15 protein-coding genes are annotated in these 15,953 nt (G+C 63.1%); 6 read left to right on the top strand and 9 right to left on the bottom strand.

All coding sequences use genetic code 11. From position 1 onward, the window contains the following. Positions 1-9: 9 nt before the first annotated feature. The 4 genes from motA to flhD form a co-directional block, all read right to left on the bottom strand. A complete protein-coding gene (motA, locus tag NCG91_RS26720) occupies positions 10-870 on the bottom strand; it encodes a flagellar motor stator protein MotA (protein WP_077401985.1) in 861 nt (286 codons plus the stop codon). A gap of 219 nt (positions 871-1,089) precedes the next feature. After that, positions 1,090-1,851: a class I SAM-dependent methyltransferase gene (locus NCG91_RS26725; RefSeq protein WP_251351878.1), complete on the bottom strand. Its 762-nt coding sequence runs from the start codon at positions 1,849-1,851 to the stop codon at positions 1,090-1,092. 121 nt (positions 1,852-1,972) lie between these two features. Beyond that, positions 1,973-2,536, bottom strand: a complete 564-nt coding sequence (gene flhC, locus NCG91_RS26730; protein ID WP_099664754.1) for a flagellar transcriptional regulator FlhC — start codon at positions 2,534-2,536, stop codon at positions 1,973-1,975. Positions 2,537-2,682: 146 nt separating this feature from the next. Then, on the bottom strand, positions 2,683-3,000 hold the full coding sequence (gene flhD / locus NCG91_RS26735) for a flagellar transcriptional regulator FlhD (RefSeq protein WP_034758381.1): 318 nt from the start codon (positions 2,998-3,000) through the stop codon (positions 2,683-2,685). A gap of 606 nt (positions 3,001-3,606) precedes the next feature. On the opposite strand from flhD, the gene kynU reads away from it, so the two are divergent. The 5 genes from kynU to NCG91_RS26760 all read left to right on the top strand — a co-directional run bounded on the left by kynU (position 3,607) and on the right by NCG91_RS26760 (position 9,628). Then, positions 3,607-4,857: a kynureninase gene (gene kynU, locus NCG91_RS26740; RefSeq protein ID WP_251351879.1), complete on the top strand. Its 1,251-nt coding sequence runs from the start codon at positions 3,607-3,609 to the stop codon at positions 4,855-4,857. 8 nt (positions 4,858-4,865) lie between these two features. After that, positions 4,866-5,753 carry a tryptophan 2,3-dioxygenase gene (kynA, locus tag NCG91_RS26745; RefSeq protein WP_435526523.1) on the top strand — a complete coding sequence of 296 codons (888 nt, stop codon included), beginning with the start codon at positions 4,866-4,868 and terminating at the stop codon, positions 5,751-5,753. A 140-nt stretch (positions 5,754-5,893) separates the two neighbouring features. Beyond that, a complete protein-coding gene (locus NCG91_RS26750) occupies positions 5,894-6,439 on the top strand; it encodes an RBBP9/YdeN family alpha/beta hydrolase (RefSeq protein WP_251351880.1) in 546 nt (181 codons plus the stop codon). Between the two features lie 106 nt (positions 6,440-6,545). Further along, the gene (locus NCG91_RS26755) at positions 6,546-8,600 is read left to right on the top strand and encodes a toxin-antitoxin system YwqK family antitoxin (RefSeq protein WP_251351881.1); all 2,055 of its coding nucleotides are present in this window, start codon (positions 6,546-6,548) and stop codon (positions 8,598-8,600) included. Between the two features lie 2 nt (positions 8,601-8,602). After that, on the top strand, positions 8,603-9,628 hold the full coding sequence (locus tag NCG91_RS26760; RefSeq protein WP_251351882.1) for a leucine-rich repeat domain-containing protein: 1,026 nt from the start codon (positions 8,603-8,605) through the stop codon (positions 9,626-9,628). A 2-nt stretch (positions 9,629-9,630) separates the two neighbouring features. Here the strand turns inward: NCG91_RS26760 and NCG91_RS26765 are convergent, their stop codons facing one another. Beyond that, positions 9,631-10,668 carry a hypothetical protein gene (locus NCG91_RS26765; RefSeq protein ID WP_099664760.1) on the bottom strand — a complete coding sequence of 346 codons (1,038 nt, stop codon included), beginning with the start codon at positions 10,666-10,668 and terminating at the stop codon, positions 9,631-9,633. Positions 10,669-10,802: 134 nt separating this feature from the next. On the opposite strand from NCG91_RS26765, the gene NCG91_RS26770 reads away from it, so the two are divergent. Next, entirely contained in the window at positions 10,803-11,534 is a 732-nt protein-coding gene (locus NCG91_RS26770) for an alpha/beta fold hydrolase (RefSeq protein ID WP_251351883.1), read from the top strand. Here NCG91_RS26770 and NCG91_RS26775 read toward each other — a convergent pair. The 4 genes from NCG91_RS26775 to NCG91_RS26790 all read right to left on the bottom strand — a co-directional run bounded on the left by NCG91_RS26775 (position 11,511) and on the right by NCG91_RS26790 (position 15,846). Next, the gene (locus NCG91_RS26775) at positions 11,511-11,876 is read right to left on the bottom strand and encodes a hypothetical protein (protein WP_099664761.1); all 366 of its coding nucleotides are present in this window, start codon (positions 11,874-11,876) and stop codon (positions 11,511-11,513) included. The two genes, NCG91_RS26770 and NCG91_RS26775, sit on opposite strands and share 24 nt — an antisense overlap. After that, positions 11,873-12,262 carry a hypothetical protein gene (locus NCG91_RS26780; protein WP_251351884.1) on the bottom strand — a complete coding sequence of 130 codons (390 nt, stop codon included), beginning with the start codon at positions 12,260-12,262 and terminating at the stop codon, positions 11,873-11,875. The genes NCG91_RS26775 and NCG91_RS26780 overlap by 4 nt, the downstream gene beginning before the upstream one ends. A gap of 147 nt (positions 12,263-12,409) precedes the next feature. Beyond that, positions 12,410-14,329 carry a molecular chaperone HtpG gene (gene htpG / locus NCG91_RS26785; protein WP_251351885.1) on the bottom strand — a complete coding sequence of 640 codons (1,920 nt, stop codon included), beginning with the start codon at positions 14,327-14,329 and terminating at the stop codon, positions 12,410-12,412. A gap of 98 nt (positions 14,330-14,427) precedes the next feature. After that, a complete protein-coding gene (locus NCG91_RS26790) occupies positions 14,428-15,846 on the bottom strand; it encodes an aminotransferase-like domain-containing protein (protein ID WP_251351886.1) in 1,419 nt (472 codons plus the stop codon). Positions 15,847-15,953 lie beyond the last annotated feature (107 nt).

The following is a 15,953-nucleotide window of genomic DNA, read 5'->3' on the forward strand; positions in this document are numbered from 1 at the left end:
ATTCACTGCTTACTTCGTTTTCGATTTCTTGATGTGGTCTTCCAGCTCATTGAACGTCGGGCGCTCGGTCGAGAACAGCACCTTGCGGCCGAACTCCACGGCCAGCGCCGGCGCATAGCCGTTCAGGCTGGCCAGCAGGGTCACTTTCACGCACTGGAACATCTTGCTCGACTCTTCCAGCTTCTGTTCCAGCAGGCTGGCCAGCGGTCCGACGAAACCATACGCCAGCAAAATGCCGAGGAAGGTGCCGACCAGCGCGTGCGCGATCAGCATGCCCAGCTCGGCCGGCGGGATACCCACCGATTCCATCGTGTGCACCACGCCCATCACGGCGGCGACGATACCGAAGGCGGGCAAGCCGTCGCCCACCTTGGCGATCACGTGGGCCGGCACGGCGCCTTCGTGATGGTGCGTTTCGATTTCGTTGTCCATCAGGTTTTCGATCTGGAACGCATCCATATTGCCCGACACCATCAGGCGCAGGTAATCGGTCATGAATTCGACGATGTGGTGGTCGGCCAGCACGGCCGGATACTTGGAAAACAGCGGGCTTTCCTCGGGCTTGTCGATATCGCCTTCGATCGACATCAAGCCTTCCTTGCGCACTTTGCTGAGCACTTCGAACAGCAGCGACATCAGTTCCATGTACAGTTCTTTGGTATAGCGCGACCCCTTGAACAGGCTGGGCAAGGCGGCGATCGTCGCCTTGATGGCCTTGTTATTGTTACCAACAAGGAAGGCGCCCAGGGCGGCGCCGCCGATCATCAGCAGCTCCAGCGGCTGGAACAGCGCCGCCAGATGGCCGCCGGCCAACGCGAAGCCGCCAAAGACCGAGGCGCAGACGATGATGTATCCGATTATGACTAACAAGTGCCCTGACTCCCAATAATGGCCGGGGCTGTATGCCCGGCATGTTCAAACCTGTTCCTGTCTTCTGGCGGCTGCGCCGCCGGCAAAGACAGCGGCAAAAAAAGCAACCGGAAGTTAATTGAAATGCGCTGCTTTTCAATGCAATTCCGAGAAAATGCCGTGTGGAACTACAATAACGTGAGATTGCCCTACGGGCAAGCAAATAACGCAGACAATTGCTTAAAAGCACCATATGTAAAGTAAAGGGCCACCCTCTGTGGCGGCGATGGTCTTATCGGGCTCGCGTGCCGCAATCTGGAATTCGTAACTAAGAAGCATGCTACCGGGCAACATTTCCCTTTCCGCCTTGCGCCACAGGGCCGCCATCGCCGCTGGCGACAGGTAGGCAAAGACGGCGTCGTAGCGGCCGAAATCGAGCGCCTCGTAATCGCCGCGCAGGAAGCGCGCGCGGCTGCCCGCCAGTCCTGCGCGCAAGCGGCTTGCCAGCCACGGCAGCGGCGCCAGCTCGATGCCGGAAAACTGCCCGTCGGGCCGGCGCCGCGCCAGGTCCAGCACCAGGCCGCCCAGGCCGCTGCCGATATCGACCAGGCGCACGCCGGGACGGTCCGCGATCAGCTCAGCCACCGCCTGCCACACCTTCGGCCCCGACGGATAAAACGGTACTTGCGTGCGAAACGTCGACCAGTACAAACTCAGCAGGAAAACAAAAGCCGCCAGGAACACGGCCGGCGGCAAATCGAGCAGGCTGGCCGCCAGCAAGGCGGGCGCAAACAGCAGGCCGATGGCGCACCACCAGCGCGCCAGTCCCGCGCGCCACGTGATGAGCGCCGCCAGCATGCCCTGCACCAACGCCACGGCCGGCAACGACATGGCCACGCCGGCACGCGCCAGACCATATACCAATAGCAACATCAAGGGAAAGGCCAACACCTGGATCCGGATGGCCTTGAGCGCGGGCGCGCGCAGGATTTGTTGCAGCATGGGGCAGTCAAAGGAGGAAAACGCCAGTGTAAGCGAAAGCACCATGAAAAAACCGGAGTCCGGTCTGGCGACCGCTCCGGTTTTCACTGAGGCAATTATTCGGGCAGCTATTGAAGCAGCATCAGGCGGCGACGCCTGGCGGTGCGACAGCGGCCGCTTCATCGCGCGCCTTCTTGGTCTTGCCGGCACGCGAAGGCATGTGGCACAGGCCGCACACATAATCGGCGTTCAGGTCGAGGCAGTTGACGACAAATTTGCCGCCGCACTTGCCGCAGGGTGCCATGTCCAGCATCTTGCTGCTGAAAAAGCGCACCAGGGTCCAGGCCCGCGTCAGCGACAGCAGGGGCTCTTCACCCGCTTCGGGCGGCATCTGCTCCAGATACAGCTTATATGCCTTCATCACGGCTTCGATGCCGGTGGCGCCGGCGTGGTCGACGAGGAATTTGTGGATATTGATGAACAGCGAGGAATGGATATTCGGTTGCCAGGTGATGAACCAGTCGGTGGAAAACGGCAGCATGCCCTTGGGCGGCGAGACGCCCTTCAATTCCTTGTACAGATTCAGCAGGCGTTCGCGCGACAGCGAGACTTCGGTCTCCAGCAGTTGCAAACGGGCGCCCAGCTGTATCAATTCGATGGCCAGCTGAATTTCCTGCGCTTCCGATACGACACTTTTCTTGGCCATGCTGTGTACTCCACTACTGACTGATACTGACTGATACTGCCTAACAAGGTTGCCAGAAAAATGTTCAGGGCAAGGCGCGTTGCCGAAGACAGTACAAATGTACGGCGAGGCAATGCAACACCGCCATGGACGTTTTGATGGGAACCTTAAGCGATTTCTTCGACACCCTGGCCGGCCATCAGAATGGCAGCATGGGACTGGGCCAGCGAGCGGTCTTTATTGTAGTTCGTCAACATGCCCAGGATGGCGCTGTCGTCGAAGCGGAAGCGGGCCAGCATCATGTTGCCGCCAGCCAGTTTCAGGATCTGCGCATTGCTCATGCCCTCGATCAGTTCGGCGATTTCGGCGGCAATGCCCAAACGGAAGATGGCCGTTACTTTGTCCGCACGAATCATTTGCTGGGCCAGCATCAGGTAGCTCAGGTTAGCGTCGCGAATCTCAGCCATCATATCGTTAGCAGTCATTTCCATCTCCTCAATCCGTTGAATTCAGCTGGCGTTGTGTGTTGCCAGTGAGATACATTCTGCAGGAGCAACATTAAACGCAACAGAGGCAAAGCGCTGTATTTTTGGTCGGGGAATAGCGGATGGGATCGTAGGTGTTTGTCTGACAAACACCGCTCGATCATGGTCGCACGCCAGCAACGGCGCGGATGTGGGAGGTTGGCTCTGTGCCGGATTTGCCCGACTTTTGGCCTGTAAAAAATATCACTTTTTTACAACAACTTGATAAAAATCAAGCCTGCCTACTGAGATAACGGCTGCCTTGGCAGGAACTTTAGGGCTTTTTTGAAAAATATTTAAAAAAGCTGCATTCTTTTTCCGTCGGTTTGACGCCGTTCATGTAATCGTTGACGGCGGCGCCTGGCAAAACTTTAGGGCTATTTGAAAATATTTTTAAAAATCGTGATTTTTTTCGTTGACGCCCCACAAGCAGGCATTTTTTCGCCGCCTGTCCATGCCAGGAAACACGTTTTGCGACGGGGATTTGCTACACTGCCACTTCCGCGTGATACTTTAAGCCTCAAGCAATATCATGCCATCCAGACAAGTATCAATATGAAAGCCACCATGATTTCTCGACATGACTGCAGCGCGCGCGACCTCGACGATCCCCTGGCGCCCCTGCGCCAGCAATTCGACTTGCCGCAAGGCGTGATTTACCTCGATGGCAATTCCCTGGGCGCGCGGCCGAAAGCGGCCCTGGCCCGCGCCCAGCACGTCATCACGGCCGAATGGGGCACGGACCTGATCCGCAGCTGGAATACGGCCGGCTGGTTCGACTTGCCCAAGCGCCTGGGCGACCGCCTGGCCCCGCTGCTCGGCGCGCACACGGGCGAAGTGGTGATCACCGACACCACCTCCGTCAACTTGTTCAAGGCCCTGGCCGCCGCCCTGCAGATGCAGGCCAGCGACCCGGCGCAGGCCGCGCGACGCATCATCGTCAGCGAACGCAGCAACTTCCCCACCGATCTGTACATGGCGCAGGGCCTGGCCGCCTGGCTGGACCGCGGCTACCAGCTGCGCCTGGTCGACAGCCCCGAGGAACTGGCGCAAGCCATCGACGCCGACTGCGCCGTCGCCATGCTCACGCACGTCAACTACCGCACCGGCTACCAGCACGACATGGCCGCCATCAGCAGCCATTGCCACGCGCAAGGGGCACTGGCGCTGTGGGACCTGGCCCATTCGGCCGGCGCCGTGCCGCTGGACCTGAACGGCGCCGGCGCCGACCTGGCCGTCGGCTGCACCTATAAATACCTGAATGGCGGCCCCGGCTCGCCCGCCTTCATCTGGGTGCCGGAAAAGCACCAGGCGCGCTTCCGCCAGCCGCTGTCCGGCTGGTGGGGCCACGCCACGCCGTTTGCCATGGACCCGGGCTTCGCGCCCGCCGACGGCATCGCCCGCGCCCTGTGCGGCACGCAGCCGATACTCTCGCTGGCCCTGGTCGAATGCGGCCTGGAGATCTTCGCGCAGACGAGCATGGAAGCCATCCGCCGCAAGTCGCTGGCCCTGACGGACCTGTTCATCGCGCTGGTGGAACAGCGCTGCGCCAGCCATCCGCTGGGCCTCGTCACGCCGCGCGAACATGCGCGGCGCGGCAGCCAGGTCAGCTTCACGCACCCGCACGGCTATGCCGTGATGCAGGCGCTGATCGCGCGCGGCGTGATCGGCGACTACCGAGAACCGGCCATCATGCGCTTCGGCTTCACGCCCCTGTATACGAGCTTTGCCGACGTATGGGATGCCGTGGACATCCTGCGCGACATCCTCGACACACGAGCCTACGACATCGCCGCCAAGCGCGATGCGGTCACCTGAACCATCCCATGAGCGACGACAAGACTATGAACAAGGAAAACACCAGCGGCTGCCCCATGCATGCCGGCGCCCAGGACGCGCAGTGGCATGGCGCACAGATGGATTTCAGCGAATCTATGAGCTACGGTAACTACCTGGCGCTGGACCGCATCCTCACGGCCCAGCATCCGCTGTCGCCGAACCACAACGAAATGCTGTTCATCGTGCAGCACCAGACGAGCGAATTGTGGATGAAGCTGATGCTGCACGAAATGCACGCCGTGCGCGCCAACCTGCAAAGCGGCGATTTGGCGCCGGCCTTCAAGATGCTGGCCCGCGTGGCGCGCATCATGGATCAATTGGTGCATGCCTGGGACGTGCTGGCCACCATGACGCCGCCCGAATATACGGCCATCCGCCCCTACCTGGGCGCCTCGTCCGGCTTCCAGTCCTTCCAGTACCGCGAAATCGAATTCATTTTGGGGAACAAGAACGCCGCCCTGCTCAACGTGCATACGACGGCGCCGGAAAACTACAAAGTACTCGACGCCGCCCTGCGCGCGCCATCCGTCTACGATGAGTCGATCAAGCTGCTGGCGCGCAGCGGCTTGCCCATCTCCGCCGAGCGGCTGAACGCCGACTGGACCCTGCCGACCGCCTCCGACGCGTCGGTCAAGGCGGCGTGGCTGGAAGTCTACCGCGACCCGTCGAAACACTGGGCCCTGTACGAGCTGGCCGAAAAGCTGGTGGACCTGGAAACGGCCTTCCGCTTCTGGCGCTTCCGTCATGTGACGACGGTGGAGCGCATCATCGGCTTCAAGACGGGCACGGGCGGCACGGCGGGCGTGAGCTATTTGCGCAAGATGCTCGACGTGGTATTGTTCCCGGAGCTGTTCGCCCTGCGCACGGAGCTATAAAAATGCCAGACCAAATCTACTGCGCGGCGCGCCTTGCGGCCTGCGATGCTCACTGTGCATGCGCACAACTGCGCGTCTCGGCCACAATACGTTGCCGCTCGCTACGATTTTGTCTGGCATTTTATTTATAAGGAGAAATGATGTCGCCTCTCGTCCTGACCCTGGCCGGCCTGTGGAATTCGGGGCCGCAGCACTGGCAAACCCACTGGGAAGCGCGCCACCCGCAATGGTCGCGCGTGCCGCACGGGCAATGGCAGACGCCGGACAAGGACGCATGGGTGGCGGAGCTCGACCGCGCCATCGCCGCCTGCGAGCGCCCGCCCGTGCTGGCGGCGCACAGCCTGGCCTGCGCGCTGGTGGCCCACTGGGCGGCCAGCGGCTCGCCGCACAGGATCGCCGGCGCCTTCCTCGTCGCCCCCAGCGATGTGGAAGCGCCCTCCTACCCATCCGGCACCACGGGCTTTGCGCCGATGCCGCTGCAAGCCTTGCCGTTCCCCAGCCTGGTGGTCGCCAGCGGCGATGATCCCTACGTCAGCTTCGCGCGCGCATGCGCGTTTGCCGCGGCCTGGGGCAGCGATTTCACCCTGATCGGCGACGCCGGTCATATCAACGGCGACGCTGGCTACGGCCCGTGGCCGGACGGCGAGCAGCTGCTGCTGGACTTCTGCGCCGCGCACCAGCCCTGACCCGCAGGACACGCACCTGCGCACGATAGGCGCATATTTGCCCACAAGTAAGAACGCAGGCAGAATCGTGGCCTTTCCATTGCGGCGCCCCGGCGCCAGCCACACGATGAAACGTCTGCTTCTGCCCTTGCTCCTTTGCTCCGCGCTGGCCCACGGCGCGCCCTTTTATGAAGGCAAGAGCCTCGCCCATCCCGCCATCAGCGCATCCCAGGACAGCGGCTTCGATATCGCCTTCCTCAAGGAAAAGGATGGCGTCAACGGCTATTACTGCGAGTGCAAGAGCGGCAGCGCGAAACCGATTTTGCTCGACCAGTTCGGCAATGCCGTCATCCGTTCCGTCTTCTACGCCTCGCTGGACCAGGAAACGGACGACAGCGTGCAAACCATGCTGGTGCTGTTCCGCCAGGGCGACAAGAACGGCTTGCGCGCCTACCGCTACCACCGCAGTTCCGGCAAATACCGGCGCCTCGATGGCTTGCAGCCGGCCCTGAACCGCATCGCGGCGCAAAGCGCCAGTCCCAACGCGGGACTGGTCAAGGCCGCGCTGGCGAAACTGGCGCCGATGGACTACAGCGTCGCCCGGGGCAAGAGCGGCAATGCGGACTTCGACGCCATCGACCATACGCAAGGCACCATCGTCGGCTACTACAGCGATGACGGCAAGCCCGTGGCCGCTGGCGGCAAGGACGCCATCACCTACAAGAAAACATTCCTGAAAAAAGGTGACCACTACCTGACGGCCAGCTACACCCTGTACAGCGACGCGGGCGCGGGCATCCTGCCCAACTACCGCCTGTGGCAAGTGACGTGGGAAACGGCGCCGCGGCAGTTCACGGGCAGCGCAGACGGCCCGTCCGTCATTTACAGCCTGGCCTGGGACGATGGCTCGGTGGTCGAACGGGGGCAGTACGTGAAGGGCAAGCGCCAGGGACTGTGGGTACGCGAAGGCATGCACGAAGGCAGCGAAAAGGGACATTTCGTCAACGGCCTGCAGGAAGGCCTGTGGCGCTTCGATTATCCAAGGCAGAGCGAGAGCGGCATGTACCGGTCCGGCAAGCGCGAAGGCCGCTGGACGGTCGTCAACTATGCCGATGCAGAGGAAGTGACGGGCTTCGACACCTACACGGGCGGCCAGCTCAATGGCCCGCACGAGCGCAGCATGGGCGGCAAGCTGCAAACGCGCGGCAACTACGTCAACGGCGCGCGCCATGGCGCGTGGATCACGGAAGACGGCGACGGCAGCTTCATCGACGGCTTGCGCGACGGGCCGTGGAAACTCAGGCTCAAGGACAAGGTCACGCAAAGTGTCACTTTTGTGCAGGGCAAAAAACAGGGCGAGGCGGTCGACACGGATGCGCAAGGCGCGCTGCGCGTGCGCGACCACTACCAGGCCGGCGTGCTCGATGGCAGCCGCACGCGCTATCTTGGCCCGGCGGGCAAGGAATACGTGGTCTACACGGCCACCTACCGCAACGGCCAGCTCGATGGGCGCGAACAGGCGTTCGACGACAGCGGCAAGATCCTGCGCCTCGACACCTTGTGGGACAACGGCAAGAAGCAGGGGCTGGACGCGCGCTACTACCCGAACGGCAAGCCGGAACGCCTGGCCGTCATCGACCAGGGCCGCCTGCTCACGCACCTGCGCGAGTACTATGAGGACGGCCAGCTGTTCAACGACATCCACCGCTGCACCTTCCAGGAGTACGGCAGCACGCGCGACGACGTGTGCGAGTACCACCACATGTACTACCCGGACGGCAAGCCGCAGTCTTACTACGCCTTCCAGTACGGCCAGCGCCAGGAAGGATACGAGAACTACCCGAACGGCAAGCGCAAGGACGAACTGCTGGTCGACCGCGCCGCCGACACATCCGTCTTCAACGTGTATTACGAAAGCGGCCAGCTCAAATGCACGGAGCCGCGCAGCGGCCACAGCACGCGCACGGTGAATGGCCAAACCATGAACAGCTACGCGTCGGCCGACCGCGACGGCGACTATATCTGCTACCACCCGAACGGCAAGGTGGCCAGCATCTACACCTTCCGCAAGCGCGTGCTCGTCGATTGCGGCAAGCGCTACGATGACACGGGCAAGCAGACGTTCCCGGGCCCGGAAGGCTGTCCGCCCCCCAGGCAGGTAACCTACCCCATAGGATTGTGACGATGACGCAAGCAGAACGGCCGCAGTGCATCCAGAACCCCGAACGCATCGACGCCGTGGCGATCCGCGCCGCCATTGCCGCTGGCAAGCAGGTGCTGGTGCAGTTCAATACCCTGGCCGAACCGGGGCCGCTGCTGGCCGATCTCGACGCCCTGGCCGCCACTTGCGGCACGGCGCTGACCATCCGCATCTACGGCTACGACCCTAGGGTGTTCGATGCCAGCATCCTGCGCGCGCTGCCGCATGTGGCCAGCCTGTCCATCGATTATCACCGGCAAGCCATCCATCTGGAAGCACTGGGCGAGCTGCGGCATCTCAAGCGCCTGAGCCTGGGCGTGTACGAGCTGGCGCAAGCCGACATCCTGCAGCTGGAGAGTTTGCGCGGGCTCGAATACCTGCATCTGGGCGAGTCGGCCAAAAACAATATCGACCTGGCACCCCTGCGCCACTATACGCACCTGGCCAGCCTGGTCCTCGAAGGCCACCACCAGCGCATCGACACCCTGGCCGGCCTGCCGGCGCTGCACGAGCTGTCGCTGTACCGCATCAAGAACAAGGTGCCGCTGGATTTCATCTCGGAGATGGGCCGCCTGGACAGGCTGCTGTTGCAGCTGGGCGGCCGCGAATCGCTCACCCACATCGAGGCGCCGCTGCTGAAGAAACTGGAAGTGATACGCGTGCGCGGCCTGGAAACGCTGGGCGACATCGGCCGCTTCCCGTTGCTGCAGGCGCTATGGGTGGAAGACCAGATCAAGCTGCGGCAGATCGCGCTGGGGGCCAATCCCGTGCTCGAACGCCTGAACCTGCACACCTGCAAGACGCTCGACAGCCTGCCCGGCCTCGCCACCTTGCCCGCCCTGCGCCAGTTGTCGGCATCCGAGACCATGCTCGACATCGACGCATTGCTGGCGCATGGCTTGCCCGCGTCCCTGACGCATGCGCGCCTGCGCACCGGCAGGAAAACACGCGACGACGCCATCGCCGCGCAACTGGTACAACTGGGCTACGAACCGGCGCGCCCTGGCTGAAATCAGCGGCCGGCCGCCAGCTTGCGCTGCCACAGCGCCACGTCAATCATCACGCCATCCGCGCCCGTGTTGCGGATGTAGACGCGGTAGCTGCCCTGTCCCATGTCGCCATCGAGGTAGGCCGTGCGCTCGTTGCGCTGCAGCCTGGCGCCCTTGGCCAGCTGGCGGTAGCGCTCCACCACCGTGTCGAAACTGGCATAGCTGCGCAGCGCCACTTCCAGGTCGCGCGGCGGGCGGCCTTCGGCATGGTCCAGCACATTGTTCTGTTTCTTGCCCTTCAGCGTGAGCGGATAGGCAAACACGCCCGCGCCGGCCGACGTCAGCACCGTGGACTTATCGAGCAGCAGCGGCAGCAGCGCCGGCGGATAGGCGGGCGGCAGCTGGGCGCGGTTCCAGCCCGGCAGGGCCGGCTGCGCCAGCACATATTCGACGCTGGCGATCTTTTGCCCATCGGCGCCCGCTTCCTTGTCGCCCGCGATCAGCGCCAGCATGGGCGGCAATTGCCGGGCCCAGGCCAGCAAGGGCGCCGCTTCGCCGACCAGCATGCCCTTGCGGTGGAACACCGTCAACACCGCGCTCGGATCGGGATTGCAGACTTTCGCCAGCGGCTGGCCCTCGAGGTGGCAATGCCCGTTGACGAGGCCAAAAGCGATGATGGCGCCGCGCTTGTCGAGCAGCATGGCACCCCGTTCGCGGCCCTGCTTGCGGTCATTCATCGACGCCAGCAACTGGCGGCCGTCGGCCAGCACGGTGCGCGTGGCGTCGCGCTTTTCGCTGATCGCTTCGAGCGCCTGCGCCAGCAGCAATTCATCGTCTTCCGTGTAACTGCCGCGCGCGTAACCGAAGAAATCGAACAGGGCGGCCCGCACCTGCGCATCATCACTCAGGCGCGGCAAGGGGCCGCCGGCCAGCAGGGAGGACAGGCTTTTCCCGGCCGGCGCGGAGGGCGCCGCCGTGGCGCGGGCGGGCTGGGAGAGGACGCAGGCTGCTGCCAGCAAGGCGCCGCCCAGAGTACGGTAATTCGAAAAAATGATATGCATGATTCTGTCTGTCGGGGATTTGGCCGCAATTGCGGCCACGCAGGGCGCGCTGGCGATTCTAGCATGGCGCCAGCGCCCATGCCGTGCGGCTGGCGGACGGCGCATATGCCGGCGCGGCTGCTATGATGGCCGCAATGACGACACCAACCCACGCCTCGCCCCTGCTTGTCCTCCTGCCCGGCATGGATGGCACGGCCCGGCTATTCGACCGCTTTGACGCCGCCTTGCGCGCGCAGGCCGCCATCGATACCCTGGCCATCGCCTATCCGGCCGCGCCACTCGATTACGCGGCGCTGGAAGCGTTCGTGCGCGAGCGCTTGCCGCAGGACCGCCCTTTCGTCGTGCTGGCCGAATCGTTTTCCGGGCCGCTGGGGGCCGCCCTGCGCGCCGATCCGCCGCCCGGCATGCGCGCCCTGATCCTATGCTGTTCATTCGTGCGCAATCCGCGCCCGATGCTGGCGCCACTGCGCCACCTGCTCGGCCTTGTGCCCTTTGGCGCCATGCCCGGCTTCGCCCTGCGCCACGCGCTGCTGGCACCCTGCGCCACGCCGCAACTGCAGGCGGAACTGGCAGCGGCGCTGGCGCAAGTGCCTCCCAGCGTGCTGCGCCAGCGCCTGCGCACCGTGCTGGAAAGCGACGCCTCGCACAGCTTCGCGCGCGGCAGCCTGCCGGTGCTGTATCTGCGCGCCCGGCACGACCGCCTGGTGCCGCCGGCGAACGCCCTGCAGATACTGCGGCAGGCACCCGGCGCGCAACTGGCCGACATCGCCGCGCCCCACATGCTGCTGCAGGCGGCGCCGGAAGCGGCCGCCGTCGCCGTCGCCGCCTTCGTCAACGGCCTGTCAGCCGCGCAGGTATCCGCTTAAACGCGTGCCGGCCAGCACGGCCAGCCAGCTCAAGCCGCCCGCCAGCACGCTGAAGTAAATCGCCCGCAGCGGATGCTGGGGCAACAGATACGCGAGCACGGCCGCGCCCAGCAAGCCGCACAGCAGCGGCTTCACCCTGCCGGGCGGCAGCAGCGCCAGCACCAGGTTGGTACCCGCATACACGTAAAACACCAGCAGCAGCGCCAGGCCGCCGGCCACGCCGCGCGAGCCGAGGCTGCCGAACAGCTGCGTGTACAAATAAAACCCCAGCCAGCTCAAGGCAATAAACAGCAGACAGCCCAGCGCATGCGCGCCCAGGCCCGCCATCAGCCGGATCTTCATGGCTGCTTGAGTACGGGAATGAAGCGGTGGCCGCAGGCATGGCACATGAAGGTACGCGCATATTTGTCCTGCAAGGCGGCAGCCTCCTTGTCCCAATTGGCGACGAAGGTCGTTTGCGACAAGGCGATGGAGACGACGCCCCCTGCCACGAAGATCCAGAACAGGCCATTCGCGCCGGCCTGGTAAAAGACGACGGCGGCGATGACAAAAATGATCACGCCCAGCACGATCAGCCCTGCCTTCTGGTGGGTCTGCATCGTCGGCCCGGCGGCCTGGCGTGACAGCAAGGTCTGGCTGCGCGTATGCGCATGGCCGTGGATGAAATCGCCATCGATCCTGCCCGACATATGGGTAGAGGTGCCGGAAATGCCGGAGGCATGCACCATGGAGAGGCGTTGAATGTTGGAACTGTCACATGCCGGGCAATGCGCCATTGCTTTTTCCATAAATAAAATAATCGCGCACTGTAGCATAAAAAAAGCCGGCCCTTTCACGAGGAAAGGGCCGGCTTGATGACGTTTGCAGCTAAGCGATTACTTCGCCGAATTGAGCAGCAATTCGTTGAGGCGTTTCACAAAACTGGCCGGATCGGCCAGCGAACCGCCTTCGGCCAGCATGGCCTGGTCGAACAGGATGTTGGCCCAGTCGCCGAACTTGCCGCCTTCCGCATCTTCATACTTCAAGCGCGTCACCAGCGGGTGGTTCGGGTTGATTTCCAAAATCGGCTTCGATTCCGGCGCGTTCTGGCCGGCAGCTTTGAGCATGCGCAGCAGGTTGCCCGACAATTCGTTTTCATCGGCCACCAGGCAGGCTGGCGAATCGGTCAGGCGGAACGTCACGCGCACGTCCTTGGCCTTGTCGGCCAGCACGGCCTTCATCTTGCCCACCAGGTCGGCGTACGAAGTTTCCGTTTCTTCGTGCTCTTTCTTTTCCGCTTCATCTTCCAGCGCGCCCAAGTCCAGGCCGCCCTTGGCGACGGAGACCAGTTCCTTGCCTTCGAAGTCCTGGATAAACGACAGCATCCATTCATCGACACGGTCCGTCAGCAGCAGCACTTCGACGCCCTTCTTGCGGAAGATTTCCAGGTGCGGGCTGTTCTTGGCGGCGGCGTAGTTGTCGGCCGTGACGTAATAAATCTTGTCCTGGCCTTCCTTCATGCGGGCCACGTAGTCGGCGAACGAAGTGATTTGCTCGTCGCTGTCGTTGGCCGTCGAGGCAAAGCGCAGCAGCTTGGCCAGGCGCTCCTTGTTGGCCGCGTCTTCGCCGATGCCTTCCTTCAGCACCTGACCGAATTCCTTCCAGAAGACGGCGTACTTGTCCTTCTTGTCCTGCTCATCCGCGTTCGCCAGTTCTTCCAGCATGCCCAGCACGCGCTTGGTCGAGCCTTCGCGGATCACTTTCACGTCACGCGATTCCTGCAGGATTTCGCGCGATACGTTCAGCGGCAGGTCGGCCGAGTCGATCACCCCGCGCACGAAGCGCAGGTAGGTCGGCATCAGCTGCTCGGCATCGTCCATGATGAAGACGCGCTTGACGTACAGCTTGATGCCGCCGCGCTTGTTGCGGTCCCACATGTCGAACGGCGCCTTGGCCGGGATGTACAGCAGCTGCGTGTATTCGCTGCGGCCTTCCACGCGGTTGTGCGTGTGCGTGAGCGGCGACTGGAAGTCGTGCGACACGTGCTTGTAGAATTCGTCGTACTGTTCCGGCGTGATGTCGGCCTTGTTGCGGGCCCACAGGGCGCTGGCCTGGTTGACGGTTTCGAATTCGTCTTTCAGGACGGTTTCTTTTTTCTCGTCGTCCCACTCTTCCTTCTGCATCACGATCGGCAGCGAGATATGGTCCGAATATTTGCGGATGATGGACTTGATCTTCCAGCTCGACAGCAATTCGTCTTCGCCTTCACGCAGGTGCAGGATGATGTCCGTGCCGCGCGATGGCTTGTCGATCGATTCGATGCTGTAATCGCCTTCGCCGGCCGACTCCCAGCGCACGCCTTCGGAGGCGTCCACGCCGGCGCGGCGCGTTTCGACAGTGATCTTGTCGGCGACGATGAAGCCGGAATAGAAGCCCACGCCGAACTGGCCGATCAGGGCCGCGTCCTGCTGCTGGTCGCCCGACAGCTTGCCGAAGAATTCCTTGGTACCCGACTTGGCGATGGTGCCCAGGTGCGAGATCGCCTCGTCGCGGGTCATGCCGATGCCGTTGTCGGAAATGGTGATGGTGCGCGCATCCTTGTCGAAGCTGACCTTGATCTTCAATTCGTGATCGTTGCCGTACAGGGCGTCGTTATCGATCGCTTCAAAGCGTAACTTGTCGGCCGCGTCGGACGCGTTCGAAATCAATTCGCGCAGGAAGATTTCCTTGTTCGAGTACAGGGAATGGATCATCAGGTGCAGCATTTGCTTCACTTCGGTCTGAAAACCCAGAGTTTGCTTTTCGGAGACAGCCATTTTTACCTCATAGTCTTGTGGATGGGACGGATTCTACGGAGTTGGGGATGGTACAAGCGATTTCAAGAGCCCCAGCCGAATGTCCTGCAATGTCCAGTTTACCCCAGTGCGCGGTCGAAAAACGCCCAGATGCGCTCGTCCTGCACCGTGGCCAGGTTCAGGCGCATGCGGGTCGACGGCAGCTGGCGCGGCGAAAACAGGCTGCCCGGCGCCAGCACCAGGCCCTCGGCCAGCGCCTTTTCGGCCAATACATTCGTGTCGCAGCCCGCATCGGCCCACACGAACATGCCCGCCGAAGCCGGGTCGAAGCGCAAGCCCGCCTGCTCGACCTTGCGGTACGTGCCCTCGCGCACCTTGTCGAGCCGCGTGCGCAGGCGCTCCGCATGCTTGCGGTACAGCCCCTGCGAGAGGATTTTATACACCACGCGCTCGCCGATGTCGCTGGTGGTGAGCGTTGCCAGCATCTTGCGGTCGGCCAGGCGCTGCGCCCGCTCCGCAGAGGTGGCGATGAAGCCCACGCGCAGGTTCGCCGCCAGGCTCTTGGAAAAGCCGCCCAGGTAAATCACGCGGCGCAGCTGGTCCAGCGCGGCCAGGCGGGTGGCCGGCTGCACCGCGCCGCCCGGGTGCATGTCGCAATAAATGTCATCCTCGACGATGAGGAAATCGTGCTGTTCGGCCAGGCGCAGCACCTGGAAAGCCTTGGCCGCCGACAGCGACGTCGAACTGGGATTGTGCAGCACCGAATTGATCACATACAGTTTGGGACGGTGCAGCGCCGCCAGCTCGGCCAGCACGGCGATATCGGGACCGTCGGCCAGGCGCGGGATGCCGATGACATTCATGCCCATGGCGGCAAAAGCGCCGAACATCAGCCAATACGCGGGATCGTCGACGAAAATCGTTTCGCCAGGGCGGGCAAACTCGCGCGCCACCAGGTCCAGCGCCTGCATCACGCCCACCGTGGTGACGATCTGCTCGGGCGGACAGGCGATTTCCAGCCCCGCCAGCTTCAGCTGCAACTGCTGGCGCAACGGCAGGAAACCCTGCGGCGCGCCGTAGCCCAGCAGCAAACTGCCGGGCTGGCGGCTGACGTCGCGCAAGGCGCGCGCCACTAGGTCGCCATCGAGCCACTCGGCGGGCAGCATGCCGGAGCCTGGCGCGGACATCGTCGGCGTCTGGCGGAACATGTTACGGATCAGCCACACCACGTCCATCGGCTGCGCCGCTGCATCCTGCGCGCCAGCGGGCGGCAAGGGGGTGTTCAGGGGCGAGCGCTCGCACACGAAAAAGCCGGCGCCGCGCCGCGATTCCAGGTAGCCGCGCGCCACCAGCTTGTCGTAGCTGGCCACCACCGTGGCGCACGACACGCTCAGGCTGGCGGCGCACTGGCGGATCGACGGCATGCGCGCACCGCCGCGCAGCAGCTTGTCGTCGATGCGCGCCGCCAGCGAGCGCACGATCTGGTCGATCAGGGTTTCGCCCGAGACGCGCGACAGCAAAGGGAGTGTATTGCTCATATGGCCATCACAGTATGTGAAATTATGCGTGGAAGTGTATTTGTACTGTATTGCTATTGCACCCTAGGATAGCAGTATCGGGCCGTTTAATCCATGCCCATACCTTG

Origin of the sequence: Janthinobacterium kumbetense (assembly GCF_023703445.1) — a bacterium.
Taxonomy (GTDB): Bacteria; Pseudomonadota; Gammaproteobacteria; order Burkholderiales; family Burkholderiaceae_D; genus Janthinobacterium; species Janthinobacterium kumbetense.

What these genes read in the sequence shown, in the direction of transcription:
- htpG (WP_251351885.1), bottom strand. Translation starts at nt 14,329, where the DNA reads ATGGCTGTCTCCGAAAAGCAAACTCTGGGTTTTCAGACCGAAGTGAAG.
- NCG91_RS26755 (WP_251351881.1), top strand. Translation starts at nt 6,546, where the DNA reads ATGAAACGTCTGCTTCTGCCCTTGCTCCTTTGCTCCGCGCTGGCCCAC.
- flhC (WP_099664754.1), bottom strand. Translation starts at nt 2,536, where the DNA reads ATGGCCAAGAAAAGTGTCGTATCGGAAGCGCAGGAAATTCAGCTGGCC.
- kynA (WP_435526523.1), top strand. Translation starts at nt 4,866, where the DNA reads ATGAGCGACGACAAGACTATGAACAAGGAAAACACCAGCGGCTGCCCC.
- NCG91_RS26775 (WP_099664761.1), bottom strand. Translation starts at nt 11,876, where the DNA reads ATGAAGATCCGGCTGATGGCGGGCCTGGGCGCGCATGCGCTGGGCTGT.
- NCG91_RS26765 (WP_099664760.1), bottom strand. Translation starts at nt 10,668, where the DNA reads ATGCATATCATTTTTTCGAATTACCGTACTCTGGGCGGCGCCTTGCTG.
- kynU (WP_251351879.1), top strand. Translation starts at nt 3,607, where the DNA reads ATGATTTCTCGACATGACTGCAGCGCGCGCGACCTCGACGATCCCCTG.
- NCG91_RS26790 (WP_251351886.1), bottom strand. Translation starts at nt 15,846, where the DNA reads ATGAGCAATACACTCCCTTTGCTGTCGCGCGTCTCGGGCGAAACCCTG.
- NCG91_RS26760 (WP_251351882.1), top strand. Translation starts at nt 8,603, where the DNA reads ATGACGCAAGCAGAACGGCCGCAGTGCATCCAGAACCCCGAACGCATC.
- flhD (WP_034758381.1), bottom strand. Translation starts at nt 3,000, where the DNA reads ATGACTGCTAACGATATGATGGCTGAGATTCGCGACGCTAACCTGAGC.
- NCG91_RS26750 (WP_251351880.1), top strand. Translation starts at nt 5,894, where the DNA reads ATGTCGCCTCTCGTCCTGACCCTGGCCGGCCTGTGGAATTCGGGGCCG.
- NCG91_RS26770 (WP_251351883.1), top strand. Translation starts at nt 10,803, where the DNA reads ATGACGACACCAACCCACGCCTCGCCCCTGCTTGTCCTCCTGCCCGGC.
- NCG91_RS26780 (WP_251351884.1), bottom strand. Translation starts at nt 12,262, where the DNA reads ATGGTGCATGCCTCCGGCATTTCCGGCACCTCTACCCATATGTCGGGC.
- NCG91_RS26725 (WP_251351878.1), bottom strand. Translation starts at nt 1,851, where the DNA reads ATGCTGCAACAAATCCTGCGCGCGCCCGCGCTCAAGGCCATCCGGATC.